Origin of the sequence: Breoghania sp. (genome assembly GCF_963674635.1) — a bacterium.
Classification (GTDB): Bacteria; Pseudomonadota; Alphaproteobacteria; order Rhizobiales; family Stappiaceae; genus Breoghania.
Map to the genome: position 1 here is coordinate 3,229,421 of NZ_OY771475.1, position 21,336 is coordinate 3,250,756.

The 21,336-nt window shown below is 61.4% G+C and carries 20 protein-coding genes; 10 read left to right on the plus strand and 10 right to left on the minus strand.

The window, feature by feature from the left end; all coding sequences use genetic code 11:
* Positions 1-65: 65 nt before the first annotated feature.
* Both ABGM93_RS14030 and ABGM93_RS14035 read right to left on the minus strand, forming a co-directional pair.
* Complete coding sequence (locus ABGM93_RS14030) at positions 66-1,571, minus strand: ATP-binding protein (RefSeq protein WP_321505904.1); 1,506 nt, start codon at positions 1,569-1,571, stop codon at positions 66-68.
* Between the two features lie 140 nt (positions 1,572-1,711).
* Positions 1,712-2,281, minus strand: a complete 570-nt coding sequence (locus ABGM93_RS14035) for a DUF2244 domain-containing protein (protein WP_321500418.1) — start codon at positions 2,279-2,281, stop codon at positions 1,712-1,714.
* A 22-nt stretch (positions 2,282-2,303) separates the two neighbouring features.
* Between ABGM93_RS14035 and nth the strand changes: the two genes are divergently transcribed.
* Entirely contained in the window at positions 2,304-3,092 is a 789-nt protein-coding gene (gene nth, locus ABGM93_RS14040; RefSeq protein ID WP_321500423.1) for an endonuclease III, read from the plus strand.
* Between the two features lie 253 nt (positions 3,093-3,345).
* On the opposite strand, the gene irrA is transcribed toward nth, so the two are convergent.
* On the minus strand, positions 3,346-3,789 hold the full coding sequence (irrA, locus tag ABGM93_RS14045) for an iron response transcriptional regulator IrrA (protein WP_319774767.1): 444 nt from the start codon (positions 3,787-3,789) through the stop codon (positions 3,346-3,348).
* 566 nt (positions 3,790-4,355) lie between these two features.
* On the opposite strand from irrA, the gene fabA reads away from it, so the two are divergent.
* From fabA to fabI, 3 genes are all read left to right on the plus strand, one after another.
* A complete protein-coding gene (gene fabA / locus ABGM93_RS14050; RefSeq protein WP_321500437.1) occupies positions 4,356-4,862 on the plus strand; it encodes a 3-hydroxyacyl-[acyl-carrier-protein] dehydratase FabA in 507 nt (168 codons plus the stop codon).
* A 225-nt stretch (positions 4,863-5,087) separates the two neighbouring features.
* Positions 5,088-6,305 carry a beta-ketoacyl-ACP synthase I gene (fabB, locus tag ABGM93_RS14055; RefSeq protein ID WP_321500440.1) on the plus strand — a complete coding sequence of 406 codons (1,218 nt, stop codon included), beginning with the start codon at positions 5,088-5,090 and terminating at the stop codon, positions 6,303-6,305.
* Between the two features lie 158 nt (positions 6,306-6,463).
* Positions 6,464-7,279 carry an enoyl-ACP reductase FabI gene (gene fabI, locus ABGM93_RS14060; protein ID WP_321500443.1) on the plus strand — a complete coding sequence of 272 codons (816 nt, stop codon included), beginning with the start codon at positions 6,464-6,466 and terminating at the stop codon, positions 7,277-7,279.
* A gap of 126 nt (positions 7,280-7,405) precedes the next feature.
* Here the strand turns inward: fabI and ABGM93_RS14065 are convergent, their stop codons facing one another.
* Positions 7,406-7,963, minus strand: coding sequence for an SH3 domain-containing protein (locus ABGM93_RS14065; RefSeq protein ID WP_321500451.1), 558 nt, complete (start codon positions 7,961-7,963; stop codon positions 7,406-7,408).
* 295 nt (positions 7,964-8,258) lie between these two features.
* Here ABGM93_RS14065 and ABGM93_RS14070 point away from each other — a divergent pair, with 295 nt between their 5' ends.
* Complete coding sequence (locus tag ABGM93_RS14070) at positions 8,259-9,245, plus strand: D-glycerate dehydrogenase (RefSeq protein WP_321500453.1); 987 nt, start codon at positions 8,259-8,261, stop codon at positions 9,243-9,245.
* Between the two features lie 89 nt (positions 9,246-9,334).
* Here ABGM93_RS14070 and dnaQ read toward each other — a convergent pair whose 3' ends face one another.
* The 5 genes from dnaQ to ABGM93_RS14095 form a co-directional block, all read right to left on the minus strand.
* Positions 9,335-10,054 carry a DNA polymerase III subunit epsilon gene (gene dnaQ / locus ABGM93_RS14075; RefSeq protein WP_321500456.1) on the minus strand — a complete coding sequence of 240 codons (720 nt, stop codon included), beginning with the start codon at positions 10,052-10,054 and terminating at the stop codon, positions 9,335-9,337.
* A 136-nt stretch (positions 10,055-10,190) separates the two neighbouring features.
* A complete protein-coding gene (gene coaE / locus ABGM93_RS14080; RefSeq protein WP_321500458.1) occupies positions 10,191-10,868 on the minus strand; it encodes a dephospho-CoA kinase in 678 nt (225 codons plus the stop codon).
* Positions 10,865-11,770 carry a shikimate dehydrogenase gene (locus ABGM93_RS14085; protein ID WP_321500459.1) on the minus strand — a complete coding sequence of 302 codons (906 nt, stop codon included), beginning with the start codon at positions 11,768-11,770 and terminating at the stop codon, positions 10,865-10,867. Before ABGM93_RS14085 ends, coaE begins: the two co-directional genes overlap by 4 nt.
* A gap of 96 nt (positions 11,771-11,866) precedes the next feature.
* Entirely contained in the window at positions 11,867-12,418 is a 552-nt protein-coding gene (locus ABGM93_RS14090; protein WP_321505906.1) for a Maf family protein, read from the minus strand.
* Positions 12,419-12,510: 92 nt separating this feature from the next.
* A complete protein-coding gene (locus ABGM93_RS14095; protein WP_321500461.1) occupies positions 12,511-13,401 on the minus strand; it encodes a pyruvate, water dikinase regulatory protein in 891 nt (296 codons plus the stop codon).
* A gap of 398 nt (positions 13,402-13,799) precedes the next feature.
* Between ABGM93_RS14095 and hemE the strand changes: the two genes are divergently transcribed.
* The 4 genes from hemE to ABGM93_RS14115 all read left to right on the plus strand — a co-directional run bounded on the left by hemE (position 13,800) and on the right by ABGM93_RS14115 (position 17,714).
* Positions 13,800-14,840 (plus strand): uroporphyrinogen decarboxylase, encoded by a 1,041-nt coding sequence (gene hemE / locus ABGM93_RS14100; RefSeq protein ID WP_321500463.1) that lies wholly within the window; start codon positions 13,800-13,802, stop codon positions 14,838-14,840.
* Between the two features lie 158 nt (positions 14,841-14,998).
* Positions 14,999-15,391: a protoporphyrinogen oxidase HemJ gene (hemJ, locus tag ABGM93_RS14105; protein WP_321505908.1), complete on the plus strand. Its 393-nt coding sequence runs from the start codon at positions 14,999-15,001 to the stop codon at positions 15,389-15,391.
* Between the two features lie 305 nt (positions 15,392-15,696).
* Positions 15,697-16,962, plus strand: coding sequence for a transcription termination factor Rho (rho, locus tag ABGM93_RS14110; protein WP_321500465.1), 1,266 nt, complete (start codon positions 15,697-15,699; stop codon positions 16,960-16,962).
* 143 nt (positions 16,963-17,105) lie between these two features.
* On the plus strand, positions 17,106-17,714 hold the full coding sequence (locus ABGM93_RS14115) for a GNAT family N-acetyltransferase (protein ID WP_321500467.1): 609 nt from the start codon (positions 17,106-17,108) through the stop codon (positions 17,712-17,714).
* Here ABGM93_RS14115 and ABGM93_RS14120 read toward each other — a convergent pair.
* Positions 17,677-19,725, minus strand: coding sequence for a thioredoxin domain-containing protein (locus tag ABGM93_RS14120; protein WP_321500468.1), 2,049 nt, complete (start codon positions 19,723-19,725; stop codon positions 17,677-17,679). The genes ABGM93_RS14115 and ABGM93_RS14120 overlap by 38 nt on opposite strands.
* 161 nt (positions 19,726-19,886) lie before the next feature.
* On the opposite strand from ABGM93_RS14120, the gene mnmE reads away from it, so the two are divergent.
* Entirely contained in the window at positions 19,887-21,212 is a 1,326-nt protein-coding gene (mnmE, locus tag ABGM93_RS14125; protein WP_321500470.1) for a tRNA uridine-5-carboxymethylaminomethyl(34) synthesis GTPase MnmE, read from the plus strand.
* Positions 21,213-21,336: the final 124 nt, after the last annotated feature.

Here is a 21,336-nt window from a genome sequence, read left to right on the forward strand (position 1 = left end):
GCTGTCCGGCTGTCTTGCAGGAAAGCTAGAGGGCAGTGGGGAGGCAAGCCACCCGTTTCTTGCGCTCAGGCGCAGTCCGACGTGGTTTCGGCGGGCGCGGCGTTGGGGTTGCCGGAGCCGGTGCGCCAGCCGAATTCCGGGATGGCGATCTGGCGGTTGCCGGAAAAGTCCGTGCTGACGACGATGAAATCGCGTTCTTCCATATAGGCGATCAGACGGCGCGCGCGCCCGGTGGAGCGGGTGCCGTAAATCCGCGCGATTTCGGCATCGCTGGGGCAGGGATCCCCGGCAAGTGCGGCGCGCGCCAGCACGAGGAACACGCCCTGCATGTCATCGGGCAGGCTGTGCGAGAGTTCGATCGCATGTTCCCAATCGGGCGTCGCCTCCTCATCCTGCCCGACACCGGCGCGCGCCACGGCAAGGCGCTGGCGAAAGGCGGGAAGGTCCATGGCAGGGCCCAGCCGGGCGATGCGCATGCGCACCTGAAAATCCTGATAAAGCACCGAGACGGAGCGGAACCCGGCCTCCGGATCGTTCAGGATCTCGTGCAGGATCTTGTCAATTTCGGCTTGCCGCTCGCCCTCATCCATCGCGGGGGCCGCGGCTTCCGCCTGAGCGTTGGCGGTAACGCGCGCCTCCGCCAGCTGGGCCAGAAGATCGGGGGCGGGGGCGGGCGCGGGGCGGCGCACGGGACGGTGATATTCCTCCGGCTCGTTCTCGCCGCGGGTGAAGATCAGGTCGCGCGCATCTTCCGGCGGCTGTTCCGGCAGCGGCATCAGCTTCAACCCACCGCTGCGCGATGCCGTTTCCACCGGGCCGATGGTTACCGTCTCGGCGCGCCGCGTGATGGCGGAACCGAGCGCGATGAAGCGACCGCGCTCCAGATTGCGGAAGGCTTCCGCCTGACGGCGCTCCATGCCCAGAAGATCGGCGGCACGGGCCATGTCGATATCGAGGAAGGTGCGGCCCATGAGGAAATTGGCGGCTTCGGCGGCCACGTTCTTGGCAAGCTTTGCCAGACGCTGCGTGGCGATGATGCCCGCCAGTCCGCGCTTTCGGCCGCGGCACATGAGGTTGGTCATGGCGCCCAGCGAAACGCGGCGCGCCTCGTCGGACACCTCGCCACCGACGGCGGGGGCGAAAAGCTGGGCTTCATCGACCACCACCAGCATCGGATACCAGAGATCGCGTTCGGCATCGAAAAGCCCGTTCAGGAAAGCGGCCGCCGCCTTCATCTGAAGGTCCGCCTCAAGCCCTTCCAGATTGAGCACGACAGAGACGCGATGCTGACGCACACGGCCCGCGATGCGGGCAAGATCGCTTTCGCTGGTGCCCTGTGCATCGACGATGACATGGCCGAACTTGTCGGCCAGCGTGACGAAATCCCCCTCCGGATCGATGATGGCCTGCTGCACCCATTGGGCGCTCTGTTCCAGAATACGGCGCAGGAGGTGGGATTTGCCGGAGCCGGAATTGCCCTGAACGAGCAGACGCGTCGCCAGCAGTTCCTCCAGATCGAACATGGCCGCCGTCCCGTGCGACGTCGTACCGATGTCGATGCCGACCTGCATGTCTGATCCTGTCTCCGGGCTGGTTGAGGGCGGCGCGAACTGGGCCGTCATCCTGCAAGCCCCCGAATTAGCACAATTCAGCCCCGCTGCGGCAAGCCGAGGCCCGGTACTCCACAGCTTAAGGACGGATATCGGGTGGTTCAGGCGCCGTGCGGCCCCCCTGCCGGGCGCGGTGCCGGTCCTCCGCCGCGCGCCGCGGACAGCGCACCCGCAAGGGCCGACGCAAAATTCTGTCGGTCGAGCGGGCTCAGGAAGTGGCCGAGCTCGACCTCGTTGCCGTGCGAACGCAGACAAAGCCGGATCACGCCCTCATCCTCGATCCGCTCCACCGCGATGCGCACCCAGACGGGATTGAACCGGTAAACCTGGCTCTCGCCACGCGGGGAAACCTTGCGCAGGATCACTTCTTCGGCGGAAACATGCACTTCCTCAAAGGCGCGCGCCTGGCGATAATTGCTGCGAAAGGCGAACCAGACCAGCGCCACGTCGAGACCGAAGAAACCGAAAATCGGCCAGGCCCCGATGGAGACGAAGAACAGCCCGGTGAAAAAGGAGACGCCGCCGAAAATCAGCATCAACGCGAGAAACCCCTTCGGACCGAGCGAACGGTAAGGGGTCAGGACGGCCGAAAAGAAAGGATCCACGGGATGGTCCCGGCCCGCCGAAGTCTCTTCCGCTTCGGCCGACTTTTTCACGTTGGCGTCGCTCATGGGGGTTCAGTATAGAAGACAAATGACCAGAACCAAGCCAGAGTCGAATTCCACCAGTTCCAAAAAGGCATCTGCCAAGGCAAGGCCTGCGCGAAAGGCACCAGCGACACGCGGGCGGGCCAAGGCCGTGAAATACACGCGCGCCGAAATCGAGGCGATCTTCGAGCGCTTTCATGCGCAGGAGCCGGAGCCGAAGGGCGAGCTTGAATATGTGAACGCCTTCACGCTTCTGGTGGCCGTGGTTCTTTCCGCACAGGCGACCGATGCGGGCGTCAACCGGGCAACGCGCGGGCTTTTCGCCATGGCGGAAACGCCGGAAAAGATGGTGGCGCTGGGGGAAGACGGCGTGCGCGAGGCGATCAAGACCATCGGGCTCTTCCGCAACAAGGCGAAAAACGTGGTGGCGCTGTCGCACATGCTGATCGACAAGCATGGCGGCGAGGTTCCGCGCTCGCGAGAGGCGTTGGAAGAATTGCCGGGCGTGGGGCGCAAGACCGCGAATGTGGTGCTCAACATCGCCTTCGGGGAGCCGACGGTCGCCGTCGACACCCATCTCTTCCGGATCGGCAACCGCCTTGGCATCGCGCCGGGCAAGACGCCGCTGGAGGTGGAGCAGAAGCTGGAAAAGATCATTCCGGACAAATATCGCCTGCATGCCCATCACTGGCTGATCCTGCATGGGCGCTATGTCTGCAAGGCCCGCACGCCCGATTGCGGGCGCTGCATCATCGCGGATCTGTGCAAGTCACCGGAAAAGAGGGTGGCCAACGCGACGGGGGACGGATCCGCCGCCACACCGCGCAAGAGCTGACCCTGCTCAAGGCCCGACACTGCTCAAGGCCCGACCTTGCTCAAAGACTGACGCTGCGACCGCGGCACGTTGACGGTCCAGGCGGACCCAGACGGCGGATCGGGCCAGGCGATGCAACCCGTCAGGTCTGCGGCCACGCAAGCACCAAAAGCGGGCATCATGGTTCGAACCGAACCACGCCCGCAATTATCCACAGGTTTTCAATTTGAAAGCCAAAGGAAAAACGCGGCAGGTTGCCGCGCCATTTTCCCGATCAGGCGTCCTTGCGACGCAGACGCACGACGACATCCACACGCACGATTTCCATGCCTTCGGGCGCAATGGGAAGGCCTTCGACCGACACACTGGGACCGGGGATGTCGACCACGCGGTTTTCACCCTCGATGAAGAAGTGATGGTGATCGCCGACATTGGTGTCGAAATAGGTCTTGGTCCCTTCGACCGCGACTTCGCGCAACATGCCTGCCTCGGTGAACTGATGCAGGGTGTTGTAGACCGTCGCAAGCGAAACGGGGACACGGGCCAGAACAGCCTCTTCGTGAAGAAGCTCCGCCGAAATATGGCGATTGCCCTTCGAAAACAGAAGCTCCGCCAGGGCAAGGCGCTGGCGGGTGGGCCGAAGTCCGGCGTCACGCAGCATGTCGCGAACGCTGTGCCGCGAATGAGGCGTATGAAGGTCCATTGCGTGGTCGGCCATGATGATTTCAAAGCTGCCATTCATTAGCTGACCCCCGGAAGGGCAGCTGCCACAGTTTACGCCGCGTGGAACACGATTTCGGAAACATCGCACTCGACACACGACCACTCGACTGGCTTTTCGCCGAATTGCGCGGAAACAGTCCGGAAAGACGAAAAGGGGCGTCTTTCGTTCCATCAGCCCCGCACAGGACATGATCGCCAGCTTCACATTAGTCTAGATAATAGGAAATCTGCGAACCTTTCGCAACTAGACTGAATTGCCGCACCCTGGACAGGGGTCCCGCGCGAGCTCCGCAATTGTCCGGATTCCGCCGCGCGGCATGGCGCGGGGGCGGATCGGGATCACGACAATCCTCGCTCTTTCGAAGCTGGTACTCCTGTGTTAGGAAGGCGCCATTATTCGAAGCGGCGAATGTCGGCATGATCGCCCTGTGCGTCCCAATGGACCTCGGGTCCGATCATGGACTTCAACTGGCAAGTCCAGGGTTTATCCGGGAGCAAGCCTTCCGGCAGGTCTCACTGAAAGACACCGAGACTTCGCCACAACAACAATGCGGGATCGGAATGCAGGAACGCGCCTCAAGTTACGACTATGAAGACCTTCTCGCCTGCGGGCGCGGCGAACTTTTCGGCGCGGGCAACGCGCAGCTGCCGCTTCCGCCGATGCTGATGTTCGACAAGATCACCGAGATCAGCGAAGACGGCGGTGAGTTCGGCAAGGGTTGCGTGCGTGCCACGCTGGCCATCAAGCCGGACCTGTGGTTTTTCCCCTGTCACTTCAAGGGCGATCCGGTGATGCCGGGCTGCCTCGGCCTCGACGCTTTGTGGCAAATGGTCGGTTTTCACCTCGGATGGCTCGGCTCTCCCGGTCGCGGCCGCGCGCTCGCCGTGGGCGAAGTGAAGTTCACCGGGATGGTGACGCCGGACGTCAAGGAAATCGAATACGGCGTGGATCTGAAGCGCGTCATGCGCTCCAAGCTCGTCCTCGGCATCGCCAATGGCTGGGTGAAGGCCGACGGCGAAGAGATCTATCGCGCGTCTGACCTCAAGGTCGGCTTGTTCCAGAGCTGATCGGCCCGCTTGCGACCGATCGCCCCCGGACAGGTCACGTAAATCCGGCGACAGAACACGAAGGGCGCGGGAATCCGTCGCGCCCCTTTCGGACGAATTGCGTATTTTTACCACGGCGCAACAGCCGTTCTGGCGCAATAATAAGCCATCAGCAATTGTTTACGGTCGCCTGCACCCCATGTGTGTTGGCACGAAACGGAACGAAACAAGATTGAGGAGACCGCCATGAGGCGTGTGGTCGTCACCGGAATGGGCATCGTGTCGTCGATCGGCAATACGACGCAGGAAGTTCTGACGAGCCTTCGTGACGCCAAGTCGGGCATCGTGTTCGCCGAAGACTACGAGAAGCTCGGCTTCCGCTGCCAGGTCCATGGCGCGCCGACGCTCGATCCGGCGGAAGCGCTCGACCGGCGCACGACCCGCTTCATGGGCGCCGGCGCCGCCTGGAACTACATCGCCATGCAGCAGGCGATCGAGGATGCCGGGCTTGAGGAAAGCGACATCACCAACGAGCGCACCGGCCTGATCATGGGCTCCGGCGGCCCGTCGACAAAGGCCATCGTGGAGGCGGCCGATATTGCCCGTCAGAAGGGCCCGCGCCGCATCGGCCCGACCGCCGTTCCCAAGGCGATGTCCTCCACCAACTCCGCGACGCTGGCCACGCCCTTCAAGATCCACGGCGTGAACTATTCGATCTCGGCGGCCTGTGCGACCACCAACATCTGTATCGGCAACGCAGCCGAGCTGATCCAGTGGGGCAAGCAGGACGTGGTCTTCGCCGGTGGCGGCGAAGAACTCGACTGGACGCTCTCGGTCCTCTTCGACGCCATGGGCGCGATGTCGTCCAAGCACAATGACACGCCCTCAACCGCCTCGCGCGCCTATGACGCCAACCGCGACGGCTTCGTCATCGCCGGCGGCGCGGGCGTTCTGGTGCTTGAGGAATATGAACGCGCCAAGGCGCGCGGCGCGAAGATCTACGCCGAAATCGTCGGCTACGGCGCAACCTCCGACGGCTACGACATGGTGGCCCCGTCGGGCGAGGGCGCGGCACGCTGCATGAAACTGGCGCTGGCCAATGTCGATTGCCCGGTTGACTACATCAACCCGCATGCCACCTCCACGGTGGTTGGCGACATCAAGGAAATCGAGGCGATCCGCGCGGTTTTCGGCGACAAGATCCCGCCGATCTCCGCAACCAAGTCGCTGACCGGCCATTCGCTGGGTGCGGCTGGCGTGCAGGAAGCGATCTACTCGATCCTGATGATGCAGAACAACTTCATCGCAAAGTCGGCGCATATCGAGGAAATCGACCCGGATTTCGCCGATCTGCCGATCGTGCGCGAGCGGATCGACAACGCGGATATCAACTGCGTTCTTTCAAACGGCTTCGGTTTCGGCGGCACCAACGCCACGCTTGTTTTCAAGCGCCCCGACGCCTGATATTGAACACGCCTGACGTCAGGCATGAAATTTCCGCCTTGACGCGGTAATCCCGGGCGGCCGAACTGGCCGCCCGAATTTTATGCAACAGTCCGGTTTGCGACGCGCGACCTTCCCGGCGGCGCGGCAACCATCTGAATTCGATAAGGAGAGGTCGCATGACCGGTTTGATGAAGGGCAAGCGCGGCCTGGTCATGGGTGTCGCCAATGATCACTCGATCGCCTGGGGCATTGCGAAGGCCCTGGCGGGTCAGGGTGCGGAACTGGCATTCACCTATCAGGGCGAAGCCTTCGGGCGACGCGTGAAGCCGCTGGCAGATTCCATCGGGGCCGACCTGCTCATCCCCTGCGACGTGGAAGACATCGCCTCCGTCGACGCCGTCTTCGCCAAGCTGAAGGAAGAATGGGGCACCATCGATTTCCTCGTCCACGCGATCGGTTTTTCCGACAAGAACGAGCTGAAGGGGCTTTATGCGGACACCACGCGCGAGAATTTCTCCCGCACGATGGTGATTTCCTGCTTCTCCTTCACCGAAATCACCAAGCGCGCCGCGGCCCTGATGCCCGATGGCGGCTCCATCGTCACGCTGACCTATGGTGGCTCCACGCGCGTCATGCCGAATTACAACGTGATGGGCGTGGCCAAGGCGGCGCTGGAATCCTCCGTGCGCTATCTGGCGATGGATTACGGCCCGCACAACATCCGCGTCAACGCAATCTCCGCCGGTCCGGTGCGGACGCTGGCGGGTGCCGGTGTCGCCGATGCGCGTCTGATGTTCAACTATCAGCGCGAGCATTCCCCGCTTCAGCGTACCGTCACCATTGACGAGGTGGGGGGAACCGGCGTCTACCTGCTGTCGGATCTCTCTTCCGGGGTGACCGGCGAAGTGCATTTCGTCGACAGCGGCTACAACATCGTTTCCATGCCGCGTCTCGATGCGCTGAAGGAACAGGCGAAAGCCACCGCCGAGTAGACGCGCGCCCGGAAAATCCGGGGCAACGAAGAAAATCCAGTCAAACGAAAACGGCCCCGGGCAGTCTGCCACGGGGCCGTTTTTCTGTTCGGCTCGACCGGTACGGCGAATGCCGGATCGATCGGATCAATCGAAGGTCTCGTCGGGATAGACCCCGAAAAGCAGGGTCTGGTCGACCCAGCCGGCCCAGTCCTGCCCCGAAAGCCGGCAGAAGCCCTTGCCACATTCGGCAACGGAGGCCAGCACATTGGGTTCAAGCTCGCCGATGACGGCGGCATTGGAGTTCGGGCTGGCGCGCAGCGGCACGGTGCCCGACTTCTCCCAGGGCTTCACCAGGGCGGTGCGACGCCCGGACAGGAGCGAATGGAAAACCCAGCCTTCGCTGCCTTCCCAGTCGCGGATGCGACGCCAGTTCTCGAATTCCTGCACGATTTCGAGCGGAAGACCGGCGCGCACGAATGTCCATACGACCTCATGGTCGCGCCCCGGCCCGCGGCGCACGTTCACCCGGTCCGACTTGAGGCTCACGAAGCGGGGAACGGGAAGCCCGCTGGCGCCCTCGGTCGTTCCCTGGGCGATGGCATCGCCCCTTACGCAGACGCTGATCGAGACCAGCAACGTAAGCGCAAACAGACCGCGCGCAATGGCGCGGAAACGGTGCGGCTTTGACAGTTTTCGGTTCATATGGCTTCGACGTCCGTAATCCATGTGTCTAATCGGATGCTTCAATGCATTGTTCAGCTTGAAGACACCCACTTGAGGACGCTACGGTCTTATACGAATCCCGCCGATGTTACGCAGCGGGCGCTAGCGCGGGTCACGTAATATGCGCGTCGGGCCGCGGCGGTGGTTGGTTCGGCTTGTTTCTTCCCTGCCATCTGGTATGGAAGCATCAAGTCGAGGCCGAGGCCGCTCGGTGGCACAATGCGACGATTACGGTTAAGGACCCCTCAACGAACTGCCCTAGGCGAGGACCGCAATGTCCATCAAGAAACCCCTTGTCGTCGTCACCCGGACATTGCCGGATGTTGTCGAGACCCGTATGCGCGAGCTTTTTGACACGCGCCTGAATGACAGCGACCGGCCCATGAGCCAGGCCGAACTGGTGGAAGCCGTCAAGACGGCCGACGTGCTCGTTCCCACCGTAACGGACAAGATCGACGCTGCCGTTTTATCCCAGGCGGGCCCGAATCTGCGCCTTATCGCGAATTTCGGCAATGGTATCGATAATATCGACGTGAATACGGCGAACAATCGCGGCATCACGGTTACCAACACGCCGGGCGTGCTGACGGAAGACACAGCAGACATGACCATGGCGCTGATCCTCGCCGTACCGCGCCGTCTGGCGGAAGGCATGAAGGCGCTGGAAAGAGGCGAGTGGCAGGGCTGGTCGCCAACCTGGATGCTGGGCCGCCGGATCTGGGGCAAGCGCCTGGGCATTGTCGGCATGGGCCGAATCGGTCAGGCCGTCGCGCGCCGCGCCAAGGCCTTCGGCATGTCGATCCACTATCACAACCGCCGCCGCGTCCCCACCAAGATCGAGGACCAGCTTGAGGCGACCTATTGGGACAGCCTCGATCAGATGCTCGCCCGCATGGACGTCATTTCGGTTCATTGCCCGCACACGCCGGCGACCTTCCACCTCCTGTCCGCACGTCGGCTGAAGCTGATGAAGCCAGAGGCCTATCTGGTCAACACCGCGCGCGGCGAGGTGATCGACGAAGCCGCCTTGACGCGCATGATCGAGGCGGGCGACCTGGCAGGCGCCGGGCTTGACGTGTTCGAGCGTGAACCGGCGGTCAATCCCAAGCTTCTGAAGTCGGAAAAGGTGGTGTTGCTGCCGCATATGGGATCGGCCACGATCGAAGGCCGCATCGATATGGGCGAGAAGGTCATCATCAATATCCGCACCTTCATGGACGGCCACCGTCCGCCGGACAGGGTTCTACCATCGATGCTGTGATCGGCAGTCCAGAATGGCAAAGGGGCGCAAAGCGCCCCTTTTTCGTTTTCGGATCAATTCGGTCCGGATCGATTTGGCGCAAAGCTGTCTCAGCCCTTGGCCTCGATTTCGATATATTGCCGCCAGACGGCCTCGTCGCCGAGCTTGGCGACGAATTTGGCATGCGCCTCCATCTCCGCTTCGGTAAGGCGCGAGGGCAGGGGCGTAGGACGGGGCTGAATGGAGCGGCCGCCGACGCTCGGGCCGCTTCCGCCTTCTTCGTGTTCGCTTGAGGCGGAGACAAGGCCGAGCGAGGACTGCTTGCCGCCGATCAGCTCGATATAGACTTCCGCCAGCAGCTCCGCATCGAGGAGCGCGCCATGCTTTGTGCGGCGCGAATTGTCGATGCCATATCGCGAACACAGTGCATCGAGCGAATTGGGGCCTGCCGGATGACGGCGGCGGGCAAGGGCCAGCGTGTCGAGCACCTGTTCATTGCCGATGATCGGCAGACCGAAGCGCTCAAGCTCCATGTTGATGAAGCCCATGTCGAAGGCGGCGTTGTGGATCACCAGCGTCGCATCGCCGACGAAATCGTAGAATTCCTGCGCCACACCGGCAAAGACCGGCTTGTCCTTCAGGAATTCCTCCGAAAGCCCGTGAACGTTGTAGGCCTCTTCGGGCATGTCGCGTTCGGGGTTGATATAGACGTGGTAGATCTGGCCGGAAGGGATGTGATTGACGAGCTCCACGCCGCCGATTTCCACCAGACGGTCGCCGCCACGCGGATTGAGGCCGGTGGTTTCGGTATCGAGCACGATCTCACGCATGATGGTCTTTCGGATTTTCCAAGCTGGTCAACGGCGTGCGGCAGGCGGCGCCGCCAAGAGGCGCGCATCTCCTTCCGCGAGGCGCAATGGGGGATTCTCGCCTCCAAAGCGCGCCCCAGCAAGCGCGATGGCGGGGTTATCCCCCCATTGCACGGCTTGCTGTGGCCCGATCCGCCGTCGCCTGGCCCATCGTCGGGCCACTGATTTCAGAATGGCTGCGCACGGGAGCGCCGATCGCCGCCATGGCGCGCAGGATTGCCGCCACGCGGCGGCGGGCCAGATCCACGCCCTTGCCCGTCTCCACCAGGAAATGCGAGCGCAGGCGTTTTTCGGCATCCGGCATCTGCCGTTCAAGGATCGCATCGAGTTTTTCCGGTGTCATATCGGGGCGGTTCAACACCCGTTCGCGCTGGATCTGCGGCGAGGTGGTCACCAACACCACCACATCCACGCGGGCTTCGCTTCCGGTCTCGAATAGAAGCGGCACGTCAAGGATCGCGACATGCGCGCGGTTTTGGCGAGCCTGCGCCAGAAACGTCTCGCGCATTTCACGCACCAATGGATGAATGATCGCCTCAAGCCGCGCCAGGGCCTCCGGCTTTCCCATCACGTGACGGGCAAGCTCATTGCGATCGACGGTGCCGTCTTTCACCGTTCCGGGAAAGGCGTCCTCGATCAGCGGGGCCGCCTTGCCCGAATAGAGCCTATGGACGCATTCGTCGGCGTCATAGACCGGAATGCCCGCTTCAGCGAAAAGCCTGCCGGTCGTCGACTTGCCCATGCCTATGGATCCGGTGAGCCCGACCACGATCATTGACCCACCTCCCGGGTGCTTTCCCGCGCAGCAATCGGGTCCTTCGACGGGTCCTGCGCAAGGCCCATATCGGCCAATACCAGGCGACGCAGCTCGCTTGTGACTTGCGGGCGCCTTTTGAACCAGAGTTCGAACCCCGGAACCGCCTGATGAAGCAACATGCCAAGACCGTCCACTGTCACCAGCCCACGCTCTCTTGCCAGAAGGAGCAAGGGGGTCATGAGAGGGCTGTAGACAATATCGGTGACAACGGCGTTGCCGGGCAGCGGCGAAAGGTCGATATCGAGGGCGGGATTGCCGCCCATGCCGGCGGATGTCGTGTTGACGAGCAGCGAGGCGCCTTCCAGCATCGCCGCCATTTCCTCCGGTCCGTGCACATGGACTCCGCTTCCGAAATGATCGGCCAGAGCGTCTGCGCGGGCGCGGGTGCGGTTGAAGAGATGAACGGTGAGACCGCGCGCAAGAAGCGCCCAGATGATGGCGCGCGCCGCGCCACCGGCTCCCAGAACAACGGCCGATTTTCCGCCTTTTTCCCCGCTCTTATCCCAGTTCGGTGCACTGTGGTCGAGTGAGTTCAGAAAACCCAGCCCATCGGTGTTGCTGCCGAGAAGGCGACCGTTTTCCAGGACAAGCGTGTTCACGGCGCCCAGCGCACGGGCCGTTTCATCAACCTCGTCACAGCAGGCAAAGGCGGTCTCCTTGTGGGGGATGGTGACATTGCCACCGATCAGACCGCTCTCGGCAAAAGACCTGAAAAAGCTCTCCGCCGCGTCCGGCGCAACGGCGCGTCGTTCATAGGAGCCTGCAAGGTTCAGGGTTTTCAGCCAGTGCCCATGGATGAGCGGCGAGCGGGAATGCTCAACCGGCCACCCGATCACCGCGGCGCGCGGCTCGCTTGTCATTTTGTCCCCCTGACGTACCCATCTGCCGGGCCGTCCTGCGCGCCCGTCCCGGTTTTCGACCGGTCTTGGTTTTGAAGCCCTATACACCACGCAGGGTCAAGTTTCGATTATCCCTTCGCCGCGCAGAAACCCGAGCAGCGGCATCAGGGGCAGGCCGATGATGGTGAAATAGTCGCCCTCGATCTTTTCAAAGAGCTGGATGCCTCTGCCTTCGATCTGATAGGAGCCGACGCTCTTCAGGGCGTTTTCCCCGATCTCCGCCAGATAGTGGCCGAGAAATTCCGGCGTGAAATGCCGCATGGTCAAGGTGGCGGTGGCGACATGACGCCAGACCGGCTTGCCGTCTCTCACGCACACGATGGCGGAGCGCAGATGATGGGGTGCGCCGCGCAACGCAAAAAGATTGTCGCGCGCCTCTTCCATCGTTTCCGGCTTGTTGAACATCTCGCCTTCGAATTCCAAAACCTGATCGGCCCCGATCACCAACGCGCCCGGATGGCGCGCGGACACATCGGCGGCCTTGGCTTCGGCCAGAACGAGCGCGACGTCTTCCGGCGCAAGCCGCGCCTTGCGCAAGGGCGCATCGACGGCGCGTTCGTCGATCCTGGCGGCCTCGGCGGTGAGTTCCAGCCCGGCATCGCGCAACATGGAAGCGCGCCAGGGACTGGCGCTGGCAAGGACAAGCTTGGACAAGGCGGGATCTCCGGTTTCCTGGGCCGACAATGGCGGGCTGGGGCCGGCTATTCGCCGACCTGGCTGGGAAGTTTCTTGCGTTCCTTCATCAAGGACATGATCGCGGCCGCCGTTTCCTCGATGGAACGGCGGGTCACGTCGATGACGGGCCAGTCGTTCTGACCACAGAGCCTGCGCATGAAACTGATTTCTTCGGAGATCGCCTGACGATCCACGTAGCGTTCATTCTGGCCGATGGCGTTGAGCGACAGGAGCCGGTTCTGCCGAACCTGAAGAATGCGCTCGGCGCTGGCCACAAGCCCGACCACAAGGGGACGGCGAACCTCGAAGAGAAGAGGGGTGATGGGGACTTCCGGCACGACCGGAATATTGGCGGCCTTGATGCCGCGATTGGCGAGATAGATACAGGTCGGCGTCTTGGAGGTGCGGCTGATGCCGATAAGAATGACATCCGCGTCGTCCAGCCCCTCCGGCACCTGGCCGTCATCATGAAGCATGGTGTAGTGCATGGCGTCGATGCGGTTGAAATAGTCCGCATCCAGCGCATGCTGGCCACCGACCCGGCGCGTTTCCTCCACCTTCAGATAGGACTGGAAGACGGCGAAGACCGGATCGAGGATATTTACGCACGGAACGCCGTGCTTGAGGCAGATCCGTTCCAGGCGCTGGACCTGCTCATCGATCATCAGGGTATAGAGAACAATGCCCGGGGCGGCCTCGATCTCGGCCAGGACCCGGTCAAGCTGGCGATCGGAGCGCACCAGCGGATAGACATGTTCGATCGGCTGAATATTGTCATATTGCGCGAGAGCGGCGCGCGCCACCGTCATCAGGGTTTCGCCGGTGGAATCCGAAATCAGGTGTAGATGGAAGTAGCTACGCGGGTCACCCACGCTTTCATCCCCAGACGAGGTCTTTCCCTGTGTACGAGCGGGCATGAATCTGCCTCCTTTGCGAAAGGACCCTTTCATCATGCCCATATCACTTATTTCATCAACAGCGATCGCCATTTGGGATAATTCCCGGAAGGGGTTTTCCGGAATCGTGGATTTCGCATGTCGCTCACGAGTTACCGACTCCCTTTTCGAGATTTATGCACAGCGCCCAATTCGTTAACGAACCGTTAACAAGCCCGGAATCCTTAAGGTTCGTTTAAGCCGTGTGTCAGAGTTGTGGCTGCCTGTCCAAATCTCTCCCCAATCCCCCCTGTGCGCGGAATAACCGATCGGATAATTGTGGACGGATCGTAATCACGGCAATCCACACACAAACCTAAAAAACAAATCTCATATCTAGATTCATTGATAAGGGATTTGGTGGGAAAAGGGACGAAGGCATGCGATCCGAAGAACGCGCCGTCATGCGGGTGCTCTCAGGAGAGAGGCTCTGGCCGCCTCCCGTCTGGATGATGCGCCAGGCAGGCCGCTATCTACCCGAATATCGCGAGACCCGAGCCAAGCAGAAGGACTTCCTGAAGTTTTGCTATGATGTGGATCTGGCGGTCGAGGTGACGCTCCAGCCCATTCGGCGGTTCGGCTTTGATGCGAGCATCCTGTTTTCCGACATTTTCGTCGTGCCAGACGCGCTCGGATATCCGGTCACCTTCGAGGAAGGGCGCGGACCGGTCCTGGAGCCGCTGTCTCGCGAAATCCTGGGCGGCTTGAACCCGGACAGGGCCGAGGCGCATCTCTCGCCGGTCATGGAGATCCTTCAGCGCTTGAGAGCGGAGCTCCCCGCCCAGACAACGCTACTGGGCTTCTGCGGGGCTCCCTGGACCGTTGCGTGCTATTCCGTGGCCGGTCACTCCACCCCGGAGCAGACAGCGGCCCGTATCGGCGCCTACAGCGATCCTGAGACCTTCCAGATCTGGATCGACATGCTGGTGGAGGCCTCCGCCGCCTATCTGATCCGTCAGCTCGATGCGGGCGCCGACGCCTTGCAGATTTTCGACACCTGGGCCGGGGTTCTCGACGATGCGGGCTTTGAGCGGTGGTGTGTGGAGCCGACGCGGCGGATCGTGGAGAAGGTGCGCGCGGTGAAGCCGGGGGCGAAGATCATCGGCTTTCCGAAAGGCTCCATCGGGCGACTGAAGGGCTTTGCGGAGCGTACGGGTGTGACAGCGGTCGGGCTCGACTGGACCGCGCCGCTCGATCTGGCGCGCTCGGTTCAGGCGAGCCTTCCGGTTCAGGGAAATCTCGATCCGATGCGGCTCGTTGCCGGTGGCCGCGCCCTCGATGAAGGCGTGGATGCGGTTTTGAACGGACTGGGTGGAGGGCCGCTGGTCTTCAACCTCGGCCATGGCATCGTTCCCCAGACGCCGGTCGCTCATGTGGAGCAGATGGTGAACCGGGTGCGCAGCGCGGCAGATCCGGTCTGATCGCATTCGTCCGCGGATCGAGCATCCTGTGGATCGATCCGCATGATCGCTGATTTGCGCGATTCAGGCCGTTTTGCCGGTCTGAATCGCCATTTCAGCTGAGAGCTTGCAACTGTCGGAGGAGAAATCCGGTGCTCTGGGTCAAGGCTATCCACATCATGGCTGTCATCTCGTGGATGGCAGGTCTGTTCTATCTGCCGCGTCTGATGGTCTATCACGTGCAAGCGGAGCCCGGTTCGGACAAGTCAGAGACCTTCAAGATAATGGAGCGGCGTCTCTACAAGGCGATCATGAATCCGGCTATGGTCGTCGCCTGGATATGTGGTCTTGTTATCGCTGTGGAATGGGATTACTTTAGAGATGGTTGGTTTCATGCCAAACTTTTATTTGTCATATTGCTGACTATATTTCATTTCATGCTTGGCAAACGTTTGAAGGAGTTTGCGGCAGACCGAAATAAACATTCGGAAAGATACTTCCGGATGATCAACGAGATACCGACACTGATCATGGTTGTAGTTGTTATCCTGGTGATATTGAGGCCCTTCTAAGGAAGGGTTCCGCATTTTTGCCAGTTTAACTTCAAATGGACATTGAAATTTCAAATCGAATCCCTGGATGCAGTTGCGACGAATTGGCATGGGAGGGGTTCGCCCCCTTGTAATGCCAGACCAAAAATGATTATGTTCGCGGTACCCCACAAAATGCAGACAGGCGTCCGGCGTTTTTAACTTGAGGCGCCAAAGCGGCGTTTTCCAAAGTCGCGATAAGATCTGCTGCCCCCGAAATCGTTTTCATGTATCAAGCCGGCGTGTCCCATCCCCTGCCGGCGTCAATGCGGACCAAGATCCAGCCCATGCGGGAAATGAAACTTCAGGATTTAAAATCCAAAACGCCTACCGAGCTGCTCGGTTTTGCCGAAGAGCTTGAAGTCGAGAACGCCAGTACGCTGCGGAAGCAGGAACTGATGTTCGCCATTCTCAAGCAGCTGGCAATGCAGGACGTCATCATTATTGGCGAAGGTGTTGTCGAGGTATTGCAGGACGGTTTCGGCTTTCTGCGTTCACCGGATGCGAATTATCTGCCAGGCCCGGACGACATTTACGTCTCGCCTTCGCAGATCCGGCGCTTTTCGCTGCGCACCGGTGATACCGTCGAAGGCCAGATCCGCTCGCCGAAGGAAGGCGAGCGCTACTTCGCGCTTCTCAAGGTCAACTCGATCAATTTCGAAGATCCGGAAAAGACGCGCCACAAGATTCACTTCGACAATCTGACGCCGCTCTACCCGGAAGAACGCTTCCGGATGGAAGTCGAAAATCCGACCATCAAGGATCTTTCCCCCCGGGTGATCGATCTGGTCGCGCCGCTTGGCAAGGGCCAGCGTGCGCTCATCACCGCGCCGCCGCGTACAGGTAAAACGATGTTCCTCCAGAACATCGCGCGCGCCATCACCACGAACCATTCTGAATGCTATCTCATCGTTCTGCTGATCGATGAACGTCCGGAAGAAGTCACGGACATGCAGCGCACGGTCGATGGCGAAGTGGTTTCCTCCACCTTTGATGAACCGGCAGCCCGCCACGTGCAGGTTGCGGAAATGGTGATCGAGAAGGCCAAGCGTCTGGTCGAGCACGGTCGCGACGTGGTGATCCTTCTGGATTCCATCACGCGTCTGGGCCGTGCCTACAACACCGTGGTGCCGTCCTCGGGCAAGGTCCTGACCGGTGGTGTCGATGCGAACGCCTTGCAGCGTCCCAAGCGCTTCTTCGGTGCCGCGCGAAACATCGAAGAGGGTGGGTCGCTGACAATCATCGCGACCGCGCTGATCGATACCGGCTCGCGCATGGACGAGGTTATCTTCGAAGAATTCAAGGGCACGGGTAACTCTGAAATCATCCTGGACCGCAAGGCCGCGGACAAGCGTGTCTTCCCGGCGATCGACATTCAGCGTTCCGGTACCCGCAAGGAAGAGCTTCTCGTCGCGCCGCAGGAGCTCAAGAAGATGTATGTGCTGCGCCGGATCCTCAATCCGATGGGGACGACGGATGCCATCGAGTTCCTGCTCGACAAGCTTCGCCAGACCAAGAGCAATCAGGACTTCTTCGACAGCATGAACACCTGATTGCGGTCAGCTGGAAGGCTGATCGACTTTTGACTGACGATTCACGTGAAACGTATTTGAACGCGCCGGAGGGACACTTCGGCGCGTTTTTGTTTCACGTGAATCATTGGATTCGGATGCGGTACAAATCCTGGATGACTGAAATGACTACAACCGACTGTCGCGATCCCGGTTTTCGGATGGAGACGGAGCGGCTGATCCTGCGCGGATGGCGCGAGGCGGATCTGGAGCCGTTTGCCGCGCTCAATGCCGACCCTGAGGTCATGACCTATCTCTTGAAGAAACTGACCATCGAGGAGAGTGCCGATCTCATCGACAGGATGATGGAGCGCACCACCGTCAACGGGTTCAGTTTCATGCCGGTTGAGGAAAAGGCAAGCGGCCGCTTTATCGGATTTGTCGGATTGAACCGCCCGGTCTTTGCAACGCCGCAAGAGTTCGAGCCCTGTATCGAGATCGGCTGGCGACTGGCGCGTTGGGCCTGGGGCAAGGGATATGCGAGCGAGGCGGCGCGCGCCTGGCTTGGATTCGGGTTCGAAACCATCGGACTTGACGAGATCGTCGCTTTCACCGTGCTGGAGAATGCCCGGTCGTTTGCCGTGATGCAGCGACTTGGAATGCGCGAAGAGCGTTTGTTCGATCATCCAGCGGTGCCGGAAAGCATGCCCCATTTGCGCACCCACAGGCTTTGCTCGCTATCCCGTGACACCTGGCTCAGGCAGACAGGTGCGGGGCTCGCCTCGGCTTCCTGAGAGCTTCCAGGAGGCTTTCCCTGTCCGTGAAGGGCAGGGAGCAGGTTTCCCCCTCACACAGATAGGCGGTTGGCTTGCCGGGCGCCTGAGCGGTCTTTCCCGCCGCCGGATGTCCGGCAGGCAGAGCCGGTGCATCCGGCGCAAGGCGGAGGACGGTGAGATTATAGCTCTCCACGTGGCGCATCAGATCGGCGAATGGATCGTCTTCCCCACCGCCGGAGATCAGCACAAGCTGGCGGGCGTGAATGCGGGCATCGAAGGCGCTCAGGAGACTGGCGCCTGAAAACGCGTTCTGGAGAACCTGGGCGGTGAAGGTCGTCAGGATCGCATCGCAGCGATCGCGATAGACGGGATCCCCCGTCAGATGCCAGAGCTCCTGAAGATTGCCCGCCATGACGCCATTGGCATTGGGGGTGGCCTCGTCAATGGCGTTGCGGGGGCGGACGATCAGATCATCGGCATCATCGGCAGTGAGGAAATATCCACCGCTGTCGCGGTCCCAATAGTGGCGGGCAAAGATCTCTTCCCAGTCCTGCGACACGGCGAGATAGGTTTCCTCGCCTGTCACCCGGTGCAACGCGAGGGCGGCCTTGATCATGTTCGCATAGTCGCCAGCCTGGCCTGGCAGGGTCAGACGCCCCTCACGCCAGGAATGTCCGAAGCGACCGTTTTGCATCATCGATTCGGTGATGAAACGGAACGCTCCCTTTGCGAGCTCCAGCCAGTCGGTGCGCGCGAAGACCTGCGATGCACGCGCAAGGGCTGCGATCATCAAGCCGTTCCAGTCGGCAAGGACCTTGTCATCGAGCCCGGGACGGATACGGTCGCTTCGCGCCTTGAGGAGCTTTGCCCGCATCTCGGTGAGCCGTTCTTCCAGCTCGCTGTCCTGGAAGGAGCGGCGACCAAGACGGTTGAAGATCACCTTGCCTTCCCAGTTGCCGTCCGGGGTCACGTCATAGGCTTTGGCGAAGATCTGAAAATCGGTGGCGCCCAGAATTTCTGCGATCTCTTCTGGCTGCCAGATATAGAAGCGGCCTTCCTCGCCTTCGCTGTCGGCATCGAGCGAGGCGCAGAAAGCCCCGCCCTCGATGCGCATTTCGCGAGCCAACCAGTCAATCGTCTCTTCGATTCGGATACGGAACAGGTCATTGCGCATGGCGACAAAGGCTTCGCAGAGCAGTGAGACCAACTGAGCATTGTCGTAGAGCATTTTCTCGAAATGCGGCACGAGCCAGCTTTCATCGACCGCATAGCGCGCAAACCCGCCCCCCAGGTGATCATAGATCCCGCCATTGCAGACCCGCTCCAGCGTCGTCAAAACGGCTTCGTGAAAGTGAGGATCCGCCCCATGGGCCCCCGCGCGCCAGAGAAGTTCCAGCAAGGGGGCTTGGGGGAACTTCGGCGCGCCCTGGGTGCCTCCGTTCAGCGGATCCATGACCGAGAGAAGGCGCTGCGATGCCTTTGCAAACAGGGAGGGGGAGAGGGTGTGCGGGCTCGGCTCCGATGCGCTGGTCTTTTGCAGGATTTCCATGAGCGCGCTCGCATTGGAGGAGACCTTCTTCGGTTCCTTTTCATGGATACGCGCGATCTGGTTCAGCACGTCGATAAAACCGGGGCGGCCCCATCGGCTTTCCTTGGGAAAGTAGGTTCCGCCCCAGAACGGCTCCGCGTCCGGTGTCAGGAACATGGTCAGCGGCCAGCCACCCTGTTGGCCGAGGGCATGAAGCGCGTTCATGTAGATCTGGTCGATGTCCGGGCGTTCCTCCCGATCGACCTTGATCGGTATGAAATGAGCATTGATGACCTCGGCCACCGAGTCGTCTTCGAAACTTTCATGCGCCATCACATGGCACCAGTGACAGGCCGCATAGCCGACGGAAAGAAGGATTGGCTTTCCGCTCTTGCGCGCCTCCCCGAGCGCCGCCGCGTTCCAGGGCCGCCAGTGAACCGGGTTGTCCTTGTGCTGGAGGAGATACGGGCTGGTCTCGTTCGCGAGGTGATTGGTGGCCATGGCTATTGTCTGTCGGTCCCTGCAGTCGACGAAAGGGGGAAGCCTTGAAACGGTGGCTTGGGTTTCCCTGCAAATAGGGTTATCCCCGAAGTCTTCAACATAAGGCGACCGAAGCGGTGCAACGCGCGGCACCGGGTCCCGGAATATGGATCACAGGTGCGATGACGCGGGATGAAACGATCTATGCCCTTTCGAGCGGCACGGTTCCCTCCGGTGTGGCGGTTGTTCGCCTCTCTGGACCTCACGCTCGATTCGTCGTCGAAACGCTGTGCGGTTCACTCCCAAAGGCGCGCTATGCAAGCTTGCGCCGCCTGCGTGATCCCTCCGATGGCGAGGTTCTCGATGAGGCGTTGGTCCTGTTTTTCCCCAGCCCCGCGAGTTTCACCGGTGAGGATGTCGCGGAGCTCCATCTGCATGGTGGCAGAGCCGTCGTGGCGTCCGTGTTGCGGGCCCTTGAGCGTTTCGATGGCCTGACGCCGGCCGGGCCGGGTGACTTTACCCGCAGGGCTTTTGAGGCCGGTCGGCTGGACCTGACGGAGATCGAAGGCCTGGGCGATCTCATCCATGCGGATACGGAAGCCCAGCGCAGACAGGCTCTGCGCCAGATGGGCGGCGAACTTGGACGTCTCTATGAGGGATGGCGCGCTGTGCTGGTGCGCAGCCGCGCCATGATCGAGGCAGAGCTCGATTTCGCGGACGAGGAAGATGTCCCCGGTTCGGTGGGCGATACGATCTGGGCTGATGTGATTCGGATCCGTGATGAAATGCGCGCGCATCTGGCGGACAATCGGCGCGGCGAACGCTTGCGGTCCGGCTTGCATGTGATCTTGCTGGGGCCGCCCAATGCCGGGAAGTCCAGCCTCCTGAATGCGCTTGCGCGCCGCGATGTCGCCATCGTCACCGAGGAAGCCGGAACCACGCGCGACATCATCGAGGTTCATCTCGATCTCGGCGGTTATCCGCTGACGCTGATCGATACGGCGGGCTTGCGCGAGGAGGGGGTGGGGCTCGTCGAGCGGGAAGGGATCAGGCGCGCTCTGGCAAGGGCAGGAGAGGCGGATCTCATCCTCTGGCTTGGTACGGCAGGCGAGGCCCGCGAGCCGCTCCCAGATGGGCTAGGAAACTGCCCGGTATGGCCGATCGCCTCGAAGTCGGACACAAGCACGACGCCGATTGGTGCGGGGGAAATCGCCTGCTCGGTGCGCAGCCCCGGTGGGCTCGATGAACTTCTGGCGCGACTTGAGGGATTCGCAGCCGATACGATCGGGCAGATGGAAGCTCCGGTGCTGACGCGGGCGCGGCATCGCGACGGGTTGATGCGGTGTCTTGAGGGTCTGGATCGTTCGCTGGAAGGGGAACAACGCCCCCTTGAGTTGCGGGCCGAAGACCTGAGGCTGGCCAGCGACGGGCTTGCACGGATCGTCGGCAAGACGGATGTAGAGGATCTCCTGGACGTGATCTTCCGCGATTTCTGCATCGGGAAATGATGTTCACGGGCTGTGGATTGAATTTGAATCACTGGGGATGTTTCACGTGAAACACCCTTAACAAGGGGTTGATTCGCTCCCGTACCGATCCCGCCTCTTGGGGAAAACCCTCGGTCCTCATTTC